General features: G+C 37.9%; 21 protein-coding genes and 1 tRNA gene. 15 read left to right on the top strand and 7 right to left on the bottom strand.

Annotation, left to right across the window (positions count from 1 at the left end):
- Positions 1 to 55 precede the first annotated feature (55 nt).
- The gene (gene nadB, locus D7V20_RS05300) at positions 56 to 1699 is read right to left on the bottom strand and encodes an L-aspartate oxidase (RefSeq protein WP_120383280.1); all 1644 of its coding nucleotides are present in this window, start codon (positions 1697 to 1699) and stop codon (positions 56 to 58) included.
- Positions 1700 to 1927: 228 nt separating this feature from the next.
- On the opposite strand from nadB, the gene D7V20_RS05305 reads away from it, so the two are divergent.
- From D7V20_RS05305 to miaE, 12 genes are all read left to right on the top strand, one after another.
- The gene (locus tag D7V20_RS05305) at positions 1928 to 3325 is read left to right on the top strand and encodes a Do family serine endopeptidase (protein ID WP_120383281.1); all 1398 of its coding nucleotides are present in this window, start codon (positions 1928 to 1930) and stop codon (positions 3323 to 3325) included.
- A 106-nt stretch (positions 3326 to 3431) separates the two neighbouring features.
- A complete protein-coding gene (locus tag D7V20_RS05310) occupies positions 3432 to 3869 on the top strand; it encodes an acyl-CoA thioesterase (protein WP_120383282.1) in 438 nt (145 codons plus the stop codon).
- Positions 3870 to 3924: 55 nt separating this feature from the next.
- Positions 3925 to 4476 carry a GNAT family N-acetyltransferase gene (locus D7V20_RS05315; RefSeq protein ID WP_120383283.1) on the top strand — a complete coding sequence of 184 codons (552 nt, stop codon included), beginning with the start codon at positions 3925 to 3927 and terminating at the stop codon, positions 4474 to 4476.
- 172 nt (positions 4477 to 4648) lie between these two features.
- On the top strand, positions 4649 to 6466 hold the full coding sequence (gene lepA, locus D7V20_RS05320; RefSeq protein WP_120383284.1) for a translation elongation factor 4: 1818 nt from the start codon (positions 4649 to 4651) through the stop codon (positions 6464 to 6466).
- 18 nt (positions 6467 to 6484) lie between these two features.
- Positions 6485 to 7339 carry a signal peptidase I gene (gene lepB, locus D7V20_RS05325; protein ID WP_120383285.1) on the top strand — a complete coding sequence of 285 codons (855 nt, stop codon included), beginning with the start codon at positions 6485 to 6487 and terminating at the stop codon, positions 7337 to 7339.
- A 309-nt stretch (positions 7340 to 7648) separates the two neighbouring features.
- Positions 7649 to 8023 carry a DUF4845 domain-containing protein gene (locus D7V20_RS05330; RefSeq protein ID WP_120383286.1) on the top strand — a complete coding sequence of 125 codons (375 nt, stop codon included), beginning with the start codon at positions 7649 to 7651 and terminating at the stop codon, positions 8021 to 8023.
- Positions 7995 to 8687 (top strand): ribonuclease III, encoded by a 693-nt coding sequence (gene rnc / locus D7V20_RS05335; RefSeq protein WP_120383287.1) that lies wholly within the window; start codon positions 7995 to 7997, stop codon positions 8685 to 8687. The genes D7V20_RS05330 and rnc overlap by 29 nt, the downstream gene beginning before the upstream one ends.
- 5 nt (positions 8688 to 8692) lie before the next feature.
- A complete protein-coding gene (gene era, locus D7V20_RS05340; protein WP_120383288.1) occupies positions 8693 to 9721 on the top strand; it encodes a GTPase Era in 1029 nt (342 codons plus the stop codon).
- A 26-nt stretch (positions 9722 to 9747) separates the two neighbouring features.
- On the top strand, positions 9748 to 9939 hold the full coding sequence (locus D7V20_RS05345) for an NF038104 family lipoprotein (protein WP_120383289.1): 192 nt from the start codon (positions 9748 to 9750) through the stop codon (positions 9937 to 9939).
- Between the two features lie 30 nt (positions 9940 to 9969).
- Complete coding sequence (gene recO, locus D7V20_RS05350) at positions 9970 to 10689, top strand: DNA repair protein RecO (RefSeq protein ID WP_120383290.1); 720 nt, start codon at positions 9970 to 9972, stop codon at positions 10687 to 10689.
- A gap of 30 nt (positions 10690 to 10719) precedes the next feature.
- Positions 10720 to 11445 (top strand): pyridoxine 5'-phosphate synthase, encoded by a 726-nt coding sequence (pdxJ, locus tag D7V20_RS05355; RefSeq protein WP_120383291.1) that lies wholly within the window; start codon positions 10720 to 10722, stop codon positions 11443 to 11445.
- 31 nt (positions 11446 to 11476) lie between these two features.
- Complete coding sequence (miaE, locus tag D7V20_RS05360) at positions 11477 to 12133, top strand: tRNA-(ms[2]io[6]A)-hydroxylase (RefSeq protein WP_120383292.1); 657 nt, start codon at positions 11477 to 11479, stop codon at positions 12131 to 12133.
- 162 nt (positions 12134 to 12295) lie between these two features.
- On the opposite strand, the gene D7V20_RS05365 is transcribed toward miaE, so the two are convergent.
- Positions 12296 to 12371, bottom strand: a tRNA-Asn gene (locus D7V20_RS05365).
- 246 nt (positions 12372 to 12617) lie between these two features.
- On the opposite strand from D7V20_RS05365, the gene D7V20_RS05370 reads away from it, so the two are divergent.
- Positions 12618 to 13076 carry a hypothetical protein gene (locus D7V20_RS05370; protein WP_120383293.1) on the top strand — a complete coding sequence of 153 codons (459 nt, stop codon included), beginning with the start codon at positions 12618 to 12620 and terminating at the stop codon, positions 13074 to 13076.
- A 35-nt stretch (positions 13077 to 13111) separates the two neighbouring features.
- Here the strand turns inward: D7V20_RS05370 and phrB are convergent, their stop codons facing one another.
- From phrB to D7V20_RS05390, 4 genes are all read right to left on the bottom strand, one after another.
- The gene (gene phrB, locus D7V20_RS05375; RefSeq protein ID WP_120383294.1) at positions 13112 to 14527 is read right to left on the bottom strand and encodes a deoxyribodipyrimidine photo-lyase; all 1416 of its coding nucleotides are present in this window, start codon (positions 14525 to 14527) and stop codon (positions 13112 to 13114) included.
- Positions 14528 to 14633: 106 nt separating this feature from the next.
- A complete protein-coding gene (locus tag D7V20_RS05380; RefSeq protein ID WP_120383295.1) occupies positions 14634 to 15116 on the bottom strand; it encodes an FKBP-type peptidyl-prolyl cis-trans isomerase in 483 nt (160 codons plus the stop codon).
- Positions 15117 to 15259: 143 nt separating this feature from the next.
- A complete protein-coding gene (locus D7V20_RS05385) occupies positions 15260 to 16546 on the bottom strand; it encodes an NAD(P)/FAD-dependent oxidoreductase (protein ID WP_120383296.1) in 1287 nt (428 codons plus the stop codon).
- Positions 16547 to 16673: 127 nt separating this feature from the next.
- Positions 16674 to 17936, bottom strand: coding sequence for a D-alanyl-D-alanine carboxypeptidase PBP6B (locus D7V20_RS05390; RefSeq protein ID WP_120383297.1), 1263 nt, complete (start codon positions 17934 to 17936; stop codon positions 16674 to 16676).
- 177 nt (positions 17937 to 18113) lie between these two features.
- On the opposite strand from D7V20_RS05390, the gene D7V20_RS05395 reads away from it, so the two are divergent.
- The gene (locus D7V20_RS05395) at positions 18114 to 19817 is read left to right on the top strand and encodes a M61 family metallopeptidase (protein ID WP_120383298.1); all 1704 of its coding nucleotides are present in this window, start codon (positions 18114 to 18116) and stop codon (positions 19815 to 19817) included.
- Positions 19818 to 20179: 362 nt separating this feature from the next.
- Here the strand turns inward: D7V20_RS05395 and lipA are convergent, their stop codons facing one another.
- Complete coding sequence (lipA, locus tag D7V20_RS05400; protein WP_089604645.1) at positions 20180 to 21193, bottom strand: lipoyl synthase; 1014 nt, start codon at positions 21191 to 21193, stop codon at positions 20180 to 20182.
- Between the two features lie 197 nt (positions 21194 to 21390).
- On the opposite strand from lipA, the gene sthA reads away from it, so the two are divergent.
- Positions 21391 to 22806 (top strand): Si-specific NAD(P)(+) transhydrogenase, encoded by a 1416-nt coding sequence (sthA, locus tag D7V20_RS05405; protein WP_120383299.1) that lies wholly within the window; start codon positions 21391 to 21393, stop codon positions 22804 to 22806.
- Positions 22807 to 23049: the final 243 nt, after the last annotated feature.

Here is a 23049-nt window from a genome sequence, read left to right on the forward strand (position 1 = left end):
AAGATACCTTTATTTTGAATGATAAAAACTAAACTTTGGTCGCTAAAATTTAGTTTTAAACCCCTTCATTGACCAATGGTGTTTCCACTGCAAAGTTTGGTGGTGTGAGCACAGTTTTCCTTAATTCAGGTGAAAGCTCTGGGTAATCTAAGGTGTAATGTAAGCCACGTGACTCTTTACGTTGCATGGCACAGCGTACAATCATTTCAGAAACCATGACTAAATTACGTAGTTCAATCAAGTTTTTACTGACATAATAATCTTGATAATATTCAGTAATTTCTTTTTTAAGCATTTCAATACGATGCAATGCACGTTGTAGGCGTTTAGTCGTTCTGACAATACCGACATAGTTCCACATGGTTTGACGTAGTTCATCCCAGTTTTGCAAGATCACAACATCTTCATCAGGATTAGAGACTTGAGTTGCGTCCCAGTCAGGTACATTTGGGACGTCAAAATTCGTATTATATTTTGCTTGTATATCTTTTGCAGCGCTCATTCCATATACAAAACACTCTAATAATGAATTGCTTGCCATACGATTTGCGCCGTGTAAACCTGTATAAGAGGTTTCACCAATTGCATATAAGCCTGCTAGATCAGTTTGGCTATTTTCATCTACAACCACGCCACCGCAAGTATAATGTGCTGCAGGAACCACAGGAATCATATCTGTAGTGATATCGATACCGAGTTCGAGTAGGCGAGCATACAATGTTGGAAAGTGTTCTTTGACAAAGTCCGCAGGTTTATGCGTAATGTCTAACCAAACATGACGAATACCTAAGCGTTTGATTTCGAAATCGATTGCACGTGCAACAATGTCACGTGGCGCAAGTTCAGCACGTTCGTCAAAACGCAGCATGAAACGTTCGCCATTTGGTAAACGTAAATAAGCACCTTCACCACGCATTGCTTCCGTAATTAAGAATGAACGTGCTTGTGGATGATATAAGCAGGTAGGGTGGAATTGATTAAATTCCATATTGGCCACTCGACAACCTGCACGATAGGCCATCGCAATACCATCCCCAGTCGCAATATCAGGATTCGAAGTATATAAATACGCTTTCATTGCGCCACCACATGCCAAAGCAGTGAAGGGCGCTAAAAAGGTATGAACTTTTTCATTCACTTCATCAAGCGCATACAGTCCGACAGCACGATTTGTTGCTGTTTTATCGCCTAATTTATGTGTTGTAATTAAGTCTATGGCAATGAAGTTTTCGAAAATATGAATATTTTGTTTTTCTTGCGCTTTTTGTACTAGCGTGGTTGAAATGGCTTTTCCAGTTGCATCTGCTGCATGAATGATACGACGCTGAGAATGTCCACCTTCACGTGTTAAATGCAGTTGCTCATCTTCATCTAGTGTAAATTGCACACCATGATTGAGAAGGAAATCTACGGATGGACGACCACCTTCAACTGTTTGTTTCACCGCATCTAATTCACAAAGTTGTGCGCCTGCAATCATTGTGTCATCAATATGCTGTTGAATAGAATCTGTTTCATCAAGTACAGCAGCTACACCACCTTGTGCATAATAAGTACTTGCATCAGTCAAAGTCGATTTAGCTAAAACAGCAATATTGAAGTGTTCAGGGAGTGATAAAGCTAAACTTAAGCCTGCACCACCACTGCCCACAATAATCACATCAAATTGATGTGTTGTGTTTAAATTAGACATGTCCATCAGCTAATTTGAAAAAAGTCTGCTAATAACACTCTTTTTTTCAGGAAAATACAATAGTCACAGGGTTCAGATTTTAGTCTAAATACATCATAAACGCTTGTTTTAAGCTTATATTAAGTAAAGTCTTGTTTTATAAAAAAATGAAAACATATTATTACGCAAAGATATCAATTAATATGTTACAAACATTTTTCAAGCAAAAAAACATAAGACGTAGGTTCGTGATAAATGAGTAATGGTCTAATACAAAAAGGAATGTATGCGGCAGCATTTTCTATCGCTGCAGTCACATCACAAGTACAAGCTTCAACACCAGTTGATTTTTCTAATTTGGTTGAACAAGTTAGTCCTGCTGTTGTGAGCGTGAATGTTGTTAAAAAATTATCTCAAGAAGAGTTGTTGCAGCAACAAGTCCCTGAGATTCTTAAGCGTTTTTTTGGCAATCAGATCATTATTCCACAACAGCGTGCGCCGCAAGAAAAGACGGCTTATGGTAGCGCATTCTTTATCAGTAAAGATGGTTACTTACTCACCAATCATCACGTGGTTGAAGATGCATCTAAAGTAACGATTATGTTGAATGATCGTCGTGAAATTGATGCGAAAGTGGTGGGTAGTGATGAACGTACAGATGTCGCTTTGCTGAAAGTTGAAGGCAATAATTATCCATCATTGAGTATTGGTAATGTAGACCAACTTAAAGTCGGTCAGCCTGTACTTGCAATTGGTTCACCTTTTGGTTTTGATTATTCAGCATCCGCAGGGATTGTCAGTGCCAAATCTCGTAATATGATGGGTGAAACATCTGTTCCATTTATCCAAACCGATGTGGCCTTAAACCCAGGTAACTCTGGTGGTCCACTGTTTAACCAACAAGGGCAAGTGGTTGGTGTAAACTCTCGTATTTTTAGTGGTACGGGAGGCTATATGGGCTTGTCATTCTCTATTCCTATTGATGTCGCAATGGATGTTGTCGATCAATTGAAAAAGAATGGTAAAGTGTCTCGTTCTTTCCTTGGTATTATGCTACAAGACATTGATCGTAATTTAGCTGAAGCTTATAAGTTAGATAAACCAGAAGGTTCATTGATTACCCAAGTTACACCTGACTCTCCAGCATCTAAAGCAGGCTTTAGAGCAGGTGATGTGATCATGAAATATAATGGTTCACCTATTTCGCGTACTTCTGAATTATTGAACTATTTAAATCGTACTCAGCCAGGGCAATCTGTTCAGTTAGAGGTTTTACGTGATGACAAACCAAAAGTCATTACCGCAACCTTGGCATCTGCTCCTGATGACACACCTGCGAAAAATGATTCAACCACTATAACTAAACCACGTAAAGGGCCAATTTTAGGGGTGGCTATTCGTGGCCTATCTGAACCTGAAAAGAATAAATTGGGGCTAAAAGGTGGAGTCTTTATTGAAGACGTGACTTCAGGTGGTTTAGCCGCTCAATCACGTATTATTCCGGGAGATATCATTACCCAAGTGAATAATAAGAAAATCAATACACCAAATGATTTTGTTGAAGCTGTTTCTGAATTGCAAAAAAATACAGTTGCTCGTGTAGCTATTGTACGTGAAGGTCAACATGCAATGGTTGGTTTACGTATTCAATAAAACACTTGAAAGTTCTCATCTAAAATAGCAAATGAGCCACTCACGGAGTGGCTTTTTTATGTAAAAATAATGCAATTTTAGAGATTGAGTGAAAAGGATAGATCACATGAGTTCAGTGTTTGATTTAAAAATCAAAGTAAAACCAGAACATATCGATGTTTTAGGTCATGTGAATAATGTGGTGTATGTACAATGGATGCAAGATGTGGCATCTGCCCATATCGAAGAATTAGGTGTGGGATTAGAACAATATCTAGAATTGAAACATGCCATGGTAGCGGTTGAACATCATGTTCAATATCGTAAAGCCGCACTGTTAGATGATGAAATCATACTCCGAACATGGTTGTATGATATCAATGCATTATATTCATTTCGTCAATATGCATTTTTCAATGCCAAAGATAATAACTTATTATTTACGGGCAATACCAAATGGGCATGTATTGAGATTGCTACTGGGCGACCTAAGCGCATGTCTCCGACGTTTATACAAGCCTATCAACCGATTGATGCCACAATAGACCCATTTACTTTGGGTTAAATACCAACAATCTAAAAGTTTGCTGATTGATTATATTGATGTAGATGAGATATCTATGAGCCAGTTGAAATGGATCGAAACTCAGCGTTTGATTTTAAATGATTTAAAACATGAAGATACTGAGGCCATTTTTTCAATATTTTCAAATGATGCTGTACTTGAGTTTTATGATGTAAAGAAATTTACATCAGTACATCAGGCTTATGATTTGATTGATAAAATGCATGAGCGCTTTAGAAATCGACAAGGCTATCGTTATGCAATTCGATTGAAATGTGGAAAACTGATCGGTAGTTTTGGGGTAAATAGACTCATCCAAACTGAGGGGCAACATGGCGTAGTGATTGGGTATGATTTGCATCCTGATTTTTGGCAACAAGGTTATATGTCAGAAGTTTTGAGCCAAATGCTTTTGGATCTCAAAGAAAATTTATTATTTACTCAGAAAATCAGTTTTGTGGTGGCAGAAGTTTATGCTGAAAATGATAAATCGATACAACTTTTACGCAAGTATGGATTTCAACAAGTTGAGTTAAATATCAACGAACAAAGTTGTTTCAATGTAGACATGACATCACGACTTATTTTTAAACTTTTGCTTGAATGAGCGATGCCGATTGCGCATAAGTTTATATGTGGTGAATGCTTTCGTTATTCACAACAATATATTTGTTTTTCTATAACCGCATTCTGCTATAATCCATCGCAATTTATTTATCAGCTTTTGCTATGTGATCTTAACTTCACACATAGCGCAATTTATATGTTCAAGGTAGCCCATGGCGCAAGCTAAAAAATCCGTCGATATCAAAAATATACGCAATTTTTCGATCATTGCCCACATCGACCACGGCAAGTCGACACTTGCAGACCGTTTTATTCAAATGTGTGGCGGATTGCAAGCACGCGAAATGCAAGCGCAAGTCCTTGACTCAATGGATATTGAGCGTGAGCGCGGTATCACCATTAAAGCAGCGTCGGTTACGCTGTATTACACGCATCCAAATGGTGAAGAGTATCAGTTGAACTTTATTGATACCCCAGGGCACGTCGATTTCTCTTATGAAGTGTCGCGTTCACTAGCAGCCTGTGAAGGGGCATTGCTGGTGGTTGATGCAGCACAAGGCGTTGAAGCCCAGTCAGTTGCAAACTGTTATACCGCAATTGAGCAAGGTCTTGAGGTTCTTCCGGTACTCAATAAAATTGATTTACCGCAAGCTGAACCTGAACGTGTTATTCATGAAATTGAAGAAATTATTGGTATTGAAGCGACAGATGCGCCAACGTGTTCTGCAAAAACAGGACTGGGCGTGGAAGGTGTTTTGGAAACATTGGTGAATGTCATTCCAGCACCGACAGGTGATCGTGATGCGCCATTACAAGCTTTAATTGTCGATTCTTGGTTTGATAACTATTTAGGGGTTGTCTCTTTAGTACGTGTTAAACAAGGTCGTGTCCGTAAAGGCGACAAAATGTTAATGAAATCAACAGGTCAATCACACATTATCACTTCAGTCGGTATTTTCAATCCTAAACATACTGAAACAGGAATATTGGAAGCCGGCGAAGTTGGTTTCGTTATTGCGGGGATTAAAGATATTTTTGGTGCACCAGTGGGTGATACCATTACTTTAGCAACTACCCCAGAGGTTGCTACTTTACCAGGTTTTAAAAAGGTAAAACCTCAGGTTTATGCAGGCTTATTCCCAATTGATGCAAGTGATTTTGAACCGTTCCGTGATGCATTGCATAAATTGCAAATTAACGATTCAGCATTATTCTTTGAACCTGAAAGCTCTGACGCATTAGGTTTCGGATTCCGTTGTGGCTTCTTGGGTATGCTACATATGGAAATCGTACAAGAACGTTTAGAACGTGAGTATGATTTAGATCTGATTAGTTCCGCACCGACTGTAATCTATGAAGCATTAATGAAAAATGGTGAAACGATTTATATCGATAGCCCATCTAAAATGCCTGATGGTTCAACCGTTGAAGATTTACGTGAACCGATTGCAGAATGTCACATCCTTGTTCCTCAAGAATATTTGGGTAATGTCATGACATTGTGTATGGAACGCCGTGGTGTGCAAAAAGATATGAAATTCTTGGGGAACCAAGTATCGGTTACTTTTGAAATCCCGATGGCCGAAGTGGTTATGGATTTCTTTGATCGTTTGAAATCTTGTTCGCGTGGTTTTGCTTCTTTGGACTATAACTTTGTTCGTTTTGAAAGTTCATCTTTAGTTAAGGTTGATGTATTAATTAATGGTGACAAAGTTGATGCATTGGCCATGATTTGTCATCGTAATGATGCACGTCATCGTGGTATTGCTTTGGTTGAGAAAATGAAAGATTTGATTCCACGTCAAATGTTTGATGTTGCAATTCAAGCAGCGATTGGCGCTCAAATCATTGCACGCTCAACAGTCAAAGCAATGCGTAAAAACGTATTGGCTAAATGTTATGGCGGTGACGTTTCTCGTAAGAAGAAGTTGTTAGCCAAACAGAAAGAAGGTAAGAAACGTATGAAGCAAGTGGGTAGTGTTGAAATCCCACAAGAAGCGTTCCTTGCTGTATTGAAAGTAGAAAGATAATAAGAGGTATCATCGCTCATGGATTTTGATTTTAATTTAATTCTCGTACCAGTAACTCTCGTATTCTTTGGATTATGGTTACTCGATAAGTTTGTATTAAAACAACGTGCAACCAAAGGTAAAGGGAATGAAAATTTCATTATTTCATGGGCGTATGACTTCTGGCCAGTTTTAGCGATCGTATTGGTATTAAGATCTTTCTTCTTCGAACCTTTTAATATTCCATCTGATTCTATGGTACCGACTTTAGAAACAGGTGATTATATTTTGGTCAATAAGTTCCAATACGGAATCCGTTTACCGATTACCAATACCAAGATTATCGATATTGGTGAACCGCAGCGTGGTGATGTCGCTGTTTTTAGATATCCGAAAAACCCAAAGATTAGTTATATCAAACGTATTATTGGTTTGCCTGGTGATCGTATTGAATACAATAAAGGTCAGCTGACAATTAATGGTCAAAATGTGCAGCAGATTCCAACTGAATTTAGTCGTGAAAAAGATATTTTAGATACACCTAAATCGATTTACTACTATGAGCAAATGGGACAACATAAGCATTTGGTGCGTTTATTGGAAGGTCAAAACACCTTGATTGGTGCATTTAATTATGCGCAACAAAAGCAAGACTTGCCGTATGTGGCTACTGCGAATGATCGTTTTGTGAAATCAAATGGTGAAAGCTGGGAAGTCACTGTTCCTAAAGGACATTATTTTGCAATGGGTGATAACCGTGACCAAAGTGCGGACAGTCGTTTTTGGGGATTTGTACCTGAAGAAAACTTAACAGGTCATGCAATTTATGTTTGGATGCATAAAGAGCCAGGCTTTAAAATTCCTTCATTTAATCGTAATGGTGCAATCGATTAATTGATTTTGCCCGAATAAATAACAAATCAAGGTCAATGAAAATTGGCCTTTATTTTTATCTACAAAAACTATTGATAGACGTTGATTCATAAGAAAAATTAAGTGCAATAAATGATTTAAACTAGCAAGTTGGGTCACTTTCAAGGATAATAAGCCTAATAAATTTTTTGTGACCTCGTGTTTATGTAGGAATGTAAGAAATTTATAGGCAATTGAAATAAATGAAATGGCTGAAACTCTTTTTTGGGTCAAACTTTCATTGTTTCAATTGAAATGAAGGACTATTAATTTCACCTGTTGGATAAAAAAATGCGTAAAAATCAACAAGGCACTTCATATATTGGGATTTTATTGGGGATAATAGCATTAGCTTTTATATTGAAAATCACTGTTGCCGTATGGCCTTTATATTGGGATGATCACGTAATTGATCAACAAATTGTAGAGCAAATTAAGAATAGCCCTGCAGATATTACACCTTCAAAATTTTCATCAGAGATTGGTAAAAACTTTGATATGAATAATATCAGAGACATTAAGTTTGATGATATTGCGACGGTTTCTACACAAGATGGTTTACAAGTGACTAAGAAATATGAGGTACGAAAACATTTCATGCTGAATATCGATATAGTCCTCACTTTCGAGAAGAGTTTTGATAAAAGGTCAGTTGAAAGTAAGTGATCCTCGCTTACAAAGCAGAATTGGTTATCAGTTTAAACAATACGAGTTATTGCAACTTGCGCTGACGCACCGTTCGGTGAGTCACAAATACAACTATGAGCGCCTAGAATTTCTAGGTGACTCATTGTTAGGTATGATTATCGCTCACTATCTATACCATGCTTATCCGACTGAAAATGAAGGACGTCTGACGCGTATGCGAGCGACTTTGGTTCGTCAGGAGGCATTGGGTAAAATTGCCAATGACTTAAAATTAAGCACCAGTTTAATTTTAAGTACAGGTGAGTTGAAATCAGGCGGTCATCATCGTGAGTCAATATTAGCAGATACTGTAGAAGCGATTATTGGAGCGATTTATACCGATTGTGAGGATTTACCTTTATTAAGATCAATTGTTTTGAAATGGTATGAGCCGTATTTTGAAAACATTGAACCAACAGATCAGTTGAAAGATCCAAAATCACGGTTACAAGAATATCTACAAGCGCGTAAAAAACAGCTTCCTATTTATGAGGTTGTAGATATTCAGGGTGATGCACCGAATCAACATTTTAAAGTAGAATGTACCATAGATGGCTTGCCTAAAATGATGGGTGAGGGATCGAGTCGCCGCTTTGCAGAACAAGCAGTTGCGGCGGATTTTTTAAAGCTATTGGAGCAGTAAACTGCATGAATACACATTCCGATCACAATGATGCTGATCACGAGCCGACTGAAAATGGCAATGAGTTAATTAATCAATTTTTTAGTTCAGAAGGTTATGAAATTCCTTCGGATTATCGTAGTGGTTTTGTAGCGATTGTTGGACGTCCAAATGTGGGTAAATCGACGTTAATGAACCATTTATTGGGTCAAAAATTATCGATTACTTCACGTAAACCACAAACGACACGCCATAAAATTATTGGTATTGATAGCCGTGCGAAATCTCAGGCTGTCTTTGTTGATACGCCGGGAATGCACAAAAAAGAAGTACGTGCGATCAATAAGATGATGAATAAAGCTGCACATTCTGCTTTGCGTGATGTGAATTTAGTTTTATTTGTGGTCGATGCACAAAAGTGGACGCAGAACGATGATTTAGTTCTTGAGAAACTTAAAAATGCTGAAATGCCAGTGCTTCTGGTGATCAACAAAATTGATACGCTGGAAAATAAGCGCATGATTTTACCGTTGATTCAAGAGCGTGCAAAATTAATGAACTTTGCAGAAATCGTTCCTGTTTCTGCCCTGCGTGGTGCGAATCTTGATCATTTGCGTGAAGCAATTGAAAAATATTTGCCATTCCAACCACCACTCTATTCTTTGGAACAGTTGACTGACCGATCTGAACGATTCTTAGCAAGTGAAATTATTCGCGAAAAAATCATGCGTCAGTTGGGTGAAGAGTTACCTTATGATTTAACTGTACAAATTGAATCATTTAAAACTGAAGAAGCGACCATTAATGAAAAAACCGGTCGTCCAAAAGCAGCATGTACTTACATCGATGCAACGATTTTTGTCGATCGTCCAGGGCAAAAGGCTATTGTGATTGGTGAAAAAGGTGCTAAGTTGAAGAAAATAGGGATGGATGCTCGTGTCGACATGGAAAAAATGTTCGAACAGAAGATCATGTTAACACTTTGGGTTAAAGTGAAAGGTGGCTGGTCTGATGATGAGCGTGCGCTAAAAAGCCTAGGTTATAGCGATATTTAATCATTAAATTAAAAATAGGAACTGTGATGATTCGAGTGATTTCAATTCTTGCTTGTGTAGTGATGTTGCAAGGCTGTATTACAAAAATTGTGACAGTTCCTGTAAAAGTTGCCTATAAAACCACGAAAGGGGTCGTCAAGGGTACTGCCGCTGTGGTGGGTGCAGTCATCCCCGATGGTGATGATGAAGAAGAAAAGAAAAAAGACAATGATGATTAATCAACAAATCAGTGAATGAAGCACTGATCAATGCGTAATGAAATTTTGCATGGTTATTTAATTCATCATCGTAAATATAGAGAACGTAGCCATATTGTGCACTTGTTTACGCAAGAGCATGGTCGTGTCGATGGTATTCTTCGACAAACGCCTCCACCTCAATACCAACCGATTACTTTACAAGCTTCTGGTAAATCCGAACTTAAAAATTTTTCTAAACTGGAAATATTAAATCAACCCATTTTCTTTTATGGTGATGCTTTTTTTTCAGGTTTTTATTTGAATGAAGTTATTCTACGGCTTTGTCCTTTAGAAGAGACAATGCCTGAAACATTTCAGCAATACCATTTAACCCTCCAACATTTACAAAAATTAGCTGATCATCCTGAGGCTGATGTGTTTCTTCGGCAAATTTTACGCCAATTTGAACATGCACTATTAGAGGAATTAGGATATCCCTTGGATTATGCACATGATTCTAATCAACAAGAGATCATTGCAACTCAGTACTATCAATTTCAATTGGCAGAAGGCTTTACACCAGCTGCACATCGTTCATCCGCAACATTATCTGGACAGCAAATCCTCACGATGTTGAATTATGAAAAGGGTGGGGATTTTAATGCAGAACAGTTACAATTACTGGCAAAGCTTTATCGGCAAATGATTACTTCACTACTCGGTGATCGACCTTTAAAAAGTCGTCAGCTTTGGATTCAAAACGCGCAATCGAAAATTGTAAATCGTTAATTTTAAATTTATTGATATTAGGAAAATGTTATGGCTGCATTGCTTGGTGTAAACATTGATCATGTTGCGACTTTAAGACAAGCACGTGGAACGACTTATCCTGATCCTGTAAAAGCCGCATTAATTTGTGAACAAGCAGGGGCAGAAGGAATTACTTTACATTTGCGTGAAGATCGCCGTCATATTCAAGATGATGATGTACGTCGCATGCGCCCTGTTTTAAAGACCAGAATGAATTTAGAATTGGCGGTAACAGATGAAATGATTGCTTTTGCGAAAGAGATTAAACCGCATCATGTTTGTTTTGTTCCTGAAAAGCGTCAAGAAGTCACTACGGAAGGTGGTTTAGATGTTGTTGGACATTTTGAAGATGTGAAAGCTGCAACCCAAGCTTTAACTGCCATTGGTTGTGATGTGTCTTTGTTTATTGATGCCGATATAGCTCAAATTGATGCTGCAATTGCATGTGGTGCGCCAACCATCGAATTACATACAGGTGCCTACGCAGATGCTGAAACGGCTGAAGCGCAACAAGCTGAATTAGAGCGAATTATTCAAGGTACTGAATATGCTGTGTCTAAAGGTTTGGTGGTCAATGCAGGCCATGGCTTAAATCTTGAGAATGTTGCGGCGATTGCTGCCATTCCTCACATCCATGAGTTGAATATTGGACATTCGATTATTGCGGAAAGTGTTTTCGTTGGTTTGGAACAAGCCGTGAAGGACATGAAAGCAGCGATAAACGCTGCAGGTTAATTTTTTTAATTTTTGTTGTTGAATATTGGTCATGTCTAGTATTAATTATGATGAACTCATGCAACCTGTGATTGCTTTTTTGGGTTGTGAAACACCGCAAGCATGGTTGGATGAGGCGTTGAATAATCTCCCATTGCTCATGCAAGATCATGCAAATTGTGAAAAAAAAGCGGCTGGAACAGCGATGAATTTAATGTTCCGTTATAGTTTTTTTACTGATTTACAGATCAAACTCGCACAACTTGTTCGTGAAGAAATGTTGCATTATGAGCAAGTTTTAGAATTTATGACCAAGCGTGGTCAAGAGTGGAAGGGCTTAAGCGCGGGACGCTATGCAGGTGGCTTGCGTAAAGAAATTCGTACTTATGAACCTGAGGCCTTGATTGATGTTTTGGTCATCGGTGCTTTTGTTGAAGCACGTTCTTGTGAGCGCTTTTATGCTTTGGCACCGATCGTTGATGATGAGCTTGGCCGTTATTATCGTTATTTGTTGAAATCTGAATCTCGTCATTATGAAGACTACCTTGCGCTTGCTTTGGATGTTGCAAAAACTGCAAAGTTGAAAGATCCAGAGGAAGATATTCAGCAACGGATTGAATTGATACGTGAAGTTGAAAAGAATTTAATTCTCGATCCTGATGATACTTTCCGTTTTCACAGTGGTGTTCCAAGTAAAGCAGTAGCTTAAATGTTTAAAAAGAAGTGATTGATTCACTTCTTTTTTGTTTTTAACTAGATGTCATCACAGTCGTTTATTCAATTTACTTTCGTGTAATACCGCTTTGTCAATTGATATCGATATTTCACAATAAAAAAAGCCCACTTCGCAATGAGTGGGCTTTTAAGTATTTGGCTCTCCAACCTGGGCTCGAACCAGGGACCTGCGGATTAACAGTCCGTCGCTCTACCGACTGAGCTATTGGAGAATCTGCATGCGATTATAAGGATATATCCTTTGTGGTCAAGACTTTCATGTCATGTTTTGCACATTTTTAAGTTATATGCTTTTTATTTGAACGAAAATGCAAATATTCAAAAAAAGGCTGTCAAAAAGGTTGCAATATAAAATTTAGCTTGCTAGATTAAATTTATAAAGTGAGTTTAAGCAATGCTTAAACCGTGTGGATTTAACCAACTTGCCAGCACTAAAATGGCTAAATAGGAGACAGCGAATGAATACGCTTACTGTTGCTCAAATTTTTGAAAATTTTTCATTTTATCAAGAAAACTATCTTTCGATTCTACACAACCCTGAACAATATTATCTTGAAGTTGAACATACTTATTTGGATGTTTGGCCATTTTCTGAGAAAAAATTGTATTTAGGTGATCTATTGCAACTTTGGTTTAGTGAAAAATGGCGGATTGATTCCAATTATCGTGTGCTATCCAATTCAGATAACCAATTCACGTCCAACTCAATTGAAAAAGCACATGATTTATATCTATTCCAATTGAGTGGTAGTACTTTATCAGGTTCAAATCATGCCCAAGTATGGTCTACATTAGAACAAAAAATCCTTTATATTTCATTGGATAGCGTATTTAAATATTACTGTTATTTTGGATCTATCGAGCGTCCGAAAGAATATTCACAAAATCCATTAAAAATTTATAAACACGCTGTTTAATCACTGAATGAAGAATACAGAAGCTTTTAAGTTATTTAAATTTGCTTAAAAGCTTCAATTGCTCGAACACGACTTTGCTTTAAATCTACAATCGGCTTTGGATAATTCAAATCAAGATTAGAGTTTTTTGCATAAGGTTCATGGATAGTTGTCGCATCTAAATCAGCAAGTTCAGGTAACCATTGACGAATATAATCGCCTTGAGGGTCGAATTTTTGTGATTGGCTCACAGGATTGAAGATACGGAAATAGGGGACGGCATCGGTTCCTGTTGAAGCACACCATTGCCAACCACCATTATTGGCAGCTAAATCACCATCAATTAAATGTTGCATAAACCATTGTTCACCTAAACGCCAATCGATCAATAAGTTCTTGGTGAGGAACATCGCAACAATCATTCTGACACGATTATGCATCCAGCCAGTGTGCAATAATTGGCGCATTCCAGCATCGACAATAGGGATACCTGTTTGACCCATTTGCCACGCTTTTAAGTCTTCAGGCGCGTGACGCCATTGGATATTTTGTGTTGCAGCCTTAAATGGTAAATGTTTGGAAACACGTGGAAAATCAAACAAGATGTGTTGATAAAACTCACGCCATAACAGTTCATCTAGCCATGTTTGCTGCCCTATATTGTCAATGTGAAAATGTCCTTGCTGTGCTCGAAAAATTGCATTTAAACATTGACGGATAGAAAGTATACCTATGTTTAAATATGCTGAAAGCTGGCTTGTCGCTTGCTGATTTGGGTAATCTCGCTCAGTTTGATAATCAAAAATTTTATGCTCAATAAATTCATCAAGTAAATCTAAAGCATATTGCTCACCTACAGGCCATTGTTGTTTCATATCATCCAATTTGAACCCTAATTGTTGTAGTGAGGGAATCGGGTCTGATATGGCAATTTCGATTTTTTGCTGCGGTGTGGGTGCTGGGTAGGATTGTGGAATAGAAATGCTTAGTTGTTCATAACAGTATTTTTTAAATGCACCAAAAACTTGATATGGTTGATTTGATTTATTGCGGATTGAGCCAATCGGGAAAATCGTGCGGTCATGGTATAGCACTAAATCACTTGCAGATTGGTTTAAGATTTTTTGTACGTCAAAATCACGATTGAGTTCGTTGACACCACATTCAATATTGGCATGTACATTTTGAATTTCCAACGTATCACACAATTGCTTGATTTCTTTGGTAATTTCTTTCCATAAAGGAGTGATACGAATGATCAGCGGAATATTGAATGCTTCTAAGCTGAGTTTGAGTTGTTGAATTTGGCGTAGATAGAAGTCAATTTTGATCGGCGCATCATCATGTATTTTCCATTGTTCTGGTGAAAGGATAATGAGTGCAATCACTTGCCCAGACTGTGCTGCATGCCATAGTGCAGCATGATCATGGATACGTAAATCTTGTCTAAACCAAATCAGTTGTCTTTGCATAGTATTTCGTTTTTCACATTAAAATCATTGATTGATCATACATTTTTAATGGGTACAAAAAAGGCAAAGTTTTATACTTTGCCTTTTTCTCACAGATCATCAGATCTTAGTGGTGATGACCACCTGCACCGTGAACATGACCATGCTCTAATTCTTCAGCAGAAGCATCACGAATTTCAACAATTTCTACTTCAAAAGTAAGGTCTTGACCAGCAAGTGGGAAGTTTGCATCAACGATGACGTTTTCGCCTTCAACTGCTTTTACAGTAACGATTTGAACACCGTCATCAGTTTGAGCTTGGAACTGCATACCCGCTTCGATGTTTTCAACACCTTGGAACATTTGCGCAGGAACTTCTTGTACTAGGTCAGGATTGTATTCGCCATAACCTTCAGCAGCAGGAACGTTTACTGTGAATTTGTCACCAACAGTTTTACCTTCTAAAGCTTTTTCTAAACCAGGAATGATATTACCTGCGCCATGCAAATAGGCAAGCGGTTCACCTTGTGATTTATCGAGAGTTTCACCCTCAGCGTTAGTCAACGTGTAGTGGAAAGAAACCACGTGGTTATTTGCAATAGCAGTCATGTTATTGATCCATTCGATAATCGATAGTTTTAAGTGTACATCATAAAGTGAAAAGCAATTTTTGTAGACTAAAATTACTAAAAAATTGCATTTTCATCATTTTTTTGACGATTTTTTCATTAATATGGGCAAAAAATCAAATTTCAATGCAATTTAATTTTTGGCGCGATTTTTCGTGTAACAAAATCTTTAGCTGTTAGTAGGCCTGCATGCGCATAACCATAAATCGTGGCTTGATGCATACGATATAAAGACACGTACATCGATTTTGCGACAAAGCCTTGCACATTGACCTGTCCCAGTAGTTCGCCTACAGCTTTATTTTTACTCAATGAAACCAGTGAACCTTTATCAGAGAATTGGAACATAGGGAGTGGTCGGCCTTTGATCCGTGCTTGCATAGCTTCTGCCAAGAAGGTTGCTTGCTGGCTTGCAACTTGCGCACGTGGCCCTAAAGGCGCTTCTCGTGCATCTAGAATACAGTGCGCGCAATCGCCAAATGCAAACACATTTGGATCGGATTTGGTTTGTAGTGTCGCATAGACATCTAAACGTCCCATACGGTCTTTGTCAAAGCCTTTCAGATGGGCAATCACGTCAGGTGTTTTGATGCCTGCTGCCCAAACTTTCAATTGTGCATCTATTGAGGTGCCATCAGTAAAATAGACTTTTTCTGCATCTACTTTCTCGACACGTTTTGCAGTGAGTACATCTATTTTCATACGTTCTAATTGTTGCGTTGCATGTTCAGCAATTTTTTCAGAAAGAGCAGGCAAAATACGATCTGCACCTTCTATCAATGAAATTTTGACATTTTTTGGATTAATTTTATTTAAACCATACTTATAAAAATTCTGCTTGGCTTGTACCAATTCTGCAGCAAGTTCAACACCTGTTGCACCTGCACCAATGATGGCAATTTGCAAATTACGATCTACGTCTTTGTTTTGTGCATCTAAGTACAAATGTAATAAGTCTTGTTGAAAAACTTCAGCTTGATGGCGGCTATCTAAATAGTGGCAAAATGCTTTAACACCAGGGGTATTGAAATCATTGGATACTGAACCTAAGGCCAGAATCAAGGTGTCATAACCTAATGTGATTTGTTCATGTTTTGATTCATATTTGGAAGATTGAGTTTTACTGAGTGTAATGGTTTTATGGTCACGGTCTAGTTGCTCAAAACGACCCAGTACAAATTCGTAATGGTGTTTTGCCGCATGGGCATAGTAATTCATTTCTTCTTCGCTTGGGTTCATTGTCCCAGCAGCGATTTCATGCAAAAGCGGTTTCCAAATATGCGTAAGTTTTTGATCTACGAGGGTGATTTTGGCTTTTTTACTTTTTCCGAGAGTATCACCAAGCTGAGTAACCAGCTCTAAACCACCAGCACCACCACCAACGATCACAATATGATGTAGATTCGACATACAAAAGACTCGATTTATTATTAAAAAAGGATGGCTTAAATATGCCATCCTCTTTATATAATTGAGTTTTTTTTGTATTACAATTTACATAAATACAATAAAACTGACTAAAAAACTTGGTTTTAAATTAGAACCATGACTTGATCCATTCCAATAAACGTTCAAACCAAGATGCTTGTTCAATATGAACTTCGTCTTCAATGTCAAAACTCTGAATTAATACATTATTTTGGTATACATTGACCTTTGCCAAATGCATGATTTTTTCAAGTGGTGCAGTCAAAGAGGTTTCGTTTAATTCTACATTTAAATGGGTCTGTGTTTCTTGTAAAGGCTCAACAGTAGTCAAAATACCGTTTAAGTCTACTTTCATGACCTTGCTGTTATTGACATCGAAAGTCATTAAATCAATTGGGCTAGGGTCGTTATATAAAGAGGTTGTGACCAGTTGTGGCTTTTTGGCTTCAACTTTAAACATTTTCAATGTGGATTTGATTACAGGCAATTCAGCAATCAATTGTTTATCTTTAATCGCTACTTCATCACGTGTGTAGGCGTAGCCAAGATTAAGCAGTTTATGGGCAACTTCTGCACGTTTAATCGCACTTTTAGCACCCATTACCACAACGATCAAACGACGATCAGGTGATCCAGCAATACTAGAAGGGCGGTGTGCTGTTAATGCGAGGTTATAACCTGCGGCTTTGGTAAAGCCTGTTTTTAAACCATCGACACTTGGGTCAGACTTTAACACCAAGTTTGTTGCATGGTGAAAGTGTTGCTTATAACTGAAATTTGGCATCACTGAATAGTGTAAATATTCAGGTGTTTGCATAGTCACTGCTTGACCTAAAAGTGCCATATCGTGCGCAGATGAAAAATGATCAGGCATGGTAATACCTGGTGCATTGGCAAAATGAGTGTCTTTCATTCCCAAAGCTTGAGCTTCTTGATTCATTCGTGCGACAAAAGCAGGAACACTGCCTGAAATACGTTCTGCCAATGTTACCGCAGCATCATTTGCAGACATCACAATAAGACCAGCAAGTAGCTGATCTATTGAAATTTGTTCGCCTTTTTTTAAATACATTTGTGATTCGTCCCATTGCACCATGTGTACAACTGGGGTTGCGGTAATCATTTCTTCTTTGCGAATGTGACCAGCTTTTAACTCTTTTAGTGCAATGTAAGCAACCATCATCTTTGTCATCGATGCAGGTGCGCGTTGCACATGACTATTATATTCAGCAAGGGTTTGACCCGTTTGCGTATCTAAAATAGTCCAAGCTTCAGCCTCAACTGTTTGAGGGTTTATATTGAGTAAAGCAGCATTGACCAGTGTAGAACAAATTAAGCTGAGTAATGCAATAAAAGAAACGAGAATTTTCAACAGATTTACCTTTAGCCAATCCTATGGCGAGAACGCACAAACTGTGCGAATCCTATGCCTTTTTTCAAAACAAGGCTAGCTAAAATTGTAGACAATTGCGACTAACAGCGGATGACTTTGTAAAAAAATGCTACTCTAATTGGTAATTTCTTTGTTTTGTATTTTAAATAGATCACTATGTTGCATTATCAAATTGAATTTGACGAATATCGTCAACATCTCGTTCATGTTACTTTACGTTTTCTTGCAAATCCAACACAGGTACTTTCTTTGCCTACATGGATTCCGGGGAGTTATTTAATCCGTGAATTTGCGAAACATATCGAAGCAGTCAAAGCTTATGATGAAGATGGGCGTCAGTTAAATATCAGCAAATTTGAAAAAAATAAATGGCGCTTATATAACACAGACCATGAACTGATTACGGTTGAATATGATGTCTATGCTTATGATCTGTCAGTGCGTGGTGCTTATGTCGATCAAACACGTTTATACGTCAATCCTGCATGTGTGTGTTTAGGTTTACAAGACCAAGAACAAGCGCCAATTGAGTTAGAAATATTTTTACCAGATGAACTCAAACATTTCCAAATTGCGACAGGTTTAGTATCAAAAAGCTTGGTCAAAGGGCGCTATACCCTAAAAGCAGAAAATTATGCTCAATTGATTGATGCCCCTTTTGAGTTGGCAGATCAGACCCGTTTCAGTTTTGAAGCCAATGGTATTCCGCATGAGTTTGTGGTTTCAGGTCAGCATGCAATGAACGCTGAACGTATGAAACAAGACATTGAAAAAATTTGTAGTACTGAAATATCAATGTTTGGTTCAGCACCATTTTCAGACTATACCTTTATGACCATGGCAACAGGCAATAGCTATGGAGGACTAGAGCATCCAAACAGCACCAGTTTGATTTCTCCACGAGATGACTTACCAAAAGTGGATGAACCGACTGAGCCTTCTGCAGATTATCAACGATTCTTAGGCTTATGTAGTCATGAGTACTTCCATTCATGGTTGGTTAAATTTATTCGCCCTGAAAATTTTGCAAACTATGATTTAGATCAAGAAGGCTATACCAGTTTATTATGGATTTTCGAAGGTTTTACATCGTATTACGATGATTTGATTTTGTATCGCAGTGGTGTGATTTCTCAAGAATCGTATTTAAAACTATTGAAGTCGCAAATAGATCGTTATTTACAAAATCCAGGACGTTTTATTCAGTCTGTTTCTGAGTCAAGTTTTGATGCATGGATTAAATTCTACCGTCAGGATGAAAACTCAAATAATGCAGGAACCAGTTATTACAACAAAGGCTGTTTGGTTGCATTGTGTCTAGATTTAGGGCTTCGTTTACGTGGTTCGAGTTTGGATGCTTTGATGCGGTGTTTGTATGAAAATAGCCAAAAAGGCATTCAGGTGAATGAGCGGACTATTTTTGACTTATGTAAAGAATTAACAGGTGATGACTGGACTGAGCAAATTAATCATTTGATCAATACCACCGATGAATTACCGCTTGATCAATTATTCCCTGAGTTTGGTTTAAGCTATGCTTTAAAAAATGACAAGACTCTGCCATTTGGTTTAAAAGTTGTTGAGAAACCTGAAGGTCTACTGATTCAACAAGCACGTCGTGATGGTGTGGGCGTTCAAGCAGGCTTATCTGCAAATGATGTGATTGTTGCGATTGATGGTCTAAAAGCATCAGAAAAGTTACTTGAAAAATACGCTAAATACAAAGCTGCATTTACTGTTTATGCGTTCCGCCGTGATGAATTTATGCAATTTGAGTTACAGGGTGGAGAAATTAATTTAACAACGGTTGAGTTAAATGTTGTAGATCAAGCCCAAGCTGAGAAATGGTTAAAGGCTTAATCGATTCACATTTTAGATTAGCATTCATTTGATTTTGAATAACCGATGTTTAGACATCGGTTTTTTATGCATAGAATAATGCTTAAATTTTAGACATAAAAAACCCTCAATATCTGAGTAATGCTGATCAGTTAAGCATTTTTAAATCCTCCCCAACCCTCCTTTGATAAAGGAGGGAGTACCAAGAATCTAAAATTATTTTAAATTCTCAGTAGTTCTCCTCTTTTTCTTGCGCCATACATGGCTCAGGGTTAGTGGAGATTCTTAGATGAGTAACGACTAAATTACTCTTAACTAACCGGCATTACTCAATATCTGAGGGCTTTTTAATCTAAAAATAAAATACTTTTATTCGTGACAAACTATGCTTCAATGGTTTGAACGGCAATTTTCTTCGCAGGATCTGCTTTACGACGAACTTGTGGAACAGGTTCACCATAATATTGACGATCTGCAAAATAACTTGAACGTACCATCGGCGCAGCCCAAATATTTTTAAATCCAAGCTTGTGACCATGTGCCGTATAACGTTCAAACTCTTCTGGTGTTACAAAACGATCAATCGGTGCATGCTCTTTAGAAGGCTGTAAATATTGACCAATCGTCACATAGTCTACGCCATGCGCATGTAAATCATCCAACAGCGCAATCACTTCTTCTTCTGTTTCACCAATACCGACCATCAAACCACATTTTGTTGGCACATCAGGACAATATTCTTTAAACATTTTCAATAAAGTCAAAGAGTGTTGGTAGTCTGAACCCGGACGCATTGCTTTATAAAGACGAGGTACAGTTTCAATGTTGTGGTTAAACACATCAGGTGGGCATTCCGTCATGATGCGTAATGCAACATCCATACGACCACGGAAATCTGGAACTAAGATTTCAAGTAATGTTTTCGGACTTAATGCACGTGCTTCTTTAATACAATCTACAAAATGTTGTGCGCCACCATCTAATAAATCATCACGGTCAACAGAAGTGATCACCGCATATTTTAAACCAAGGTTAGCAATGGTTTCTGCCATATGGCGTGGTTCATCCGCATCGAGCGCATTTGGGCGACCATGTGCGACATCACAAAATGGACAGCGACGTGTACAAATATCACCCATAATCATAAAGGTTGCAGTACCACCACCAAAACATTCAGGTAAATTTGGACAAGCAGCTTCTTCACATACGGTATGTAGTTTTTGTGCACGTAAAGTGGTTTTAATGCGTTGAACTTCATCAGGCGCAGCCATTTTGACCCGAATCCAATCAGGCTTTCGAGGCGTTTCAACCGTTGGAATAACTTTTACAGGTATGCGAGCCACTTTTTCTGCACCGCGTAATTTGACGCCCTGTTCTGGTTTACGGTTCTCTGACATATTCAACTTTTCCACTGTTTTCTACGGGGGAGAGGAGATTTATTATAGCGTAAATGCCAAACGATAGGGCAAAAAGACTATTCATATACTAAATGTGGTTATCACAGAATATATGCATGTGAAATACAGAAAATTTTTTTACTTTAGTTCATAATATGACACGAGATATAGACTGAATTTAGTATAAGGAGCTTTGAATGCCACGTAAGAAAGAAGTCGTTAGTGGGAATTATGTGAAATACGATGCGGTCGTACTTGGCTCTGGTCCTGCTGGTGAAGGCGCGGCAATGAAGCTTGCTAAAACGGGTAAGCGTGTTGCAATTGTTGATATTCGTGAGCAACTTGGTGGTAACTGTACCCATGTAGGAACAATTCCAAGTAAAGCTTTACGTCAAACAGTTTCAAGTATTATCCGTTATCAACGTGATCCAATGTTTAAAAAAGTGGGGGATTGGAAACAATTCACCATGAAGCAAGTGCTACGAAATGCGCATAAAGTCATCCAACAACAAGTTGATACGCATTCACGTTTTTACGATCGTAATAATATTGATGTATTTCATGGTCGTGCATATATTCAAGATAAAAACACTGTGATTATTTTCAGTGAAGATGGTGTAAAAGAAACCTTAGGTTTTAAGCAACTGGTGGTGGCAACTGGTAGCCGTCCATATCATCCACAAGGTTTAGACTTTAATCACCCACGTGTCTTTGATTCAGACAAGATTTTAGATTTAGATTACCCAATTCATAAAATCATTATTTATGGGGCAGGGGTAATTGGTTGCGAATATGCTTCGATTTTCATTGGATTGGATCATAAAGTTGATTTGATTAATACTCAGCACCAATTGTTGAGCTATTTAGATGATGAAATTGCGGATGCGTTGTCTTATCACTTGCGTGAACAAGGTGTACTTATTCGTAATAATGAGCAAATCGATCACCTCGAAACATTTGATGATCATGTGGTGATGCATTTGCTTAGTGGTAAGAAAATTAAAGCGGATGCTATTTTGTGGTGTAATGGCCGTTCTGGAAATACAGATGGCTTAGGTCTTGAAAATGTTGGGATTACACCAAATAGCCGTGGTCAATTGGCAGTCAATGATCAGTATCAAACTGAAGTTGAAAATATCTATGCTGCTGGTGATGTGATCGGTTGGCCTTCGCTTGCTTCTGCTGCATATGACCAAGGTCGTTGTGCAGGTTCGAATATGAGTGGTGAAGAAAATATTAAGCCAGTTAAGGATATTCCTACAGGGATTTATACCATTCCTGAAATTTCATTCTTCGGAAAAACTGAAAGTCAGTTAACCGCTGAAAAAATTCCGTATGAAGTTGGTCAAGCGTCTTTCCGTCATTTGGCGCGTGCGCAAATTACAGGTGATACGGTGGGTGAACTAAAAATCTTGTTCCATCGAGATACTTTAGAATTGCTTGGTGTGCATTGTTTTGGAAATAATGCTGCCGAAATTATTCATATTGGTCAGGCTGTAATGCAAAGTGGAAACAATACGATTAAGTATTTTGTTGAAACCACATTCAATTATCCAACGATGGCAGAAGCGTATCGTGTTGCAACTTTAAATGGTATGAATCGTTTGTTTTAAAATGATTTATTTCTAATAATTTTATTTTTTTATAATGATAACCCGTAAGTGATCTTACGGGTTTTTTAACAATTTTGGTTGTAAATAGGGTTTAAAAAATCATTTATATTTATGAACTAGTTATTGCCTAATATTTATTACGCAAAATTGAAATCCAGTTGTATCAGAATTTGCTACTTTGAAGGATCAAAGTAACCAAAATCCTTGTTGGGCAAAGGGGATATCCCTATCACCCTTGCCCAA

The sequence above is a fragment of the Acinetobacter rongchengensis genome, assembly GCF_003611475.1.
Lineage (GTDB): Bacteria > Pseudomonadota > Gammaproteobacteria > Pseudomonadales > Moraxellaceae > Acinetobacter > Acinetobacter rongchengensis.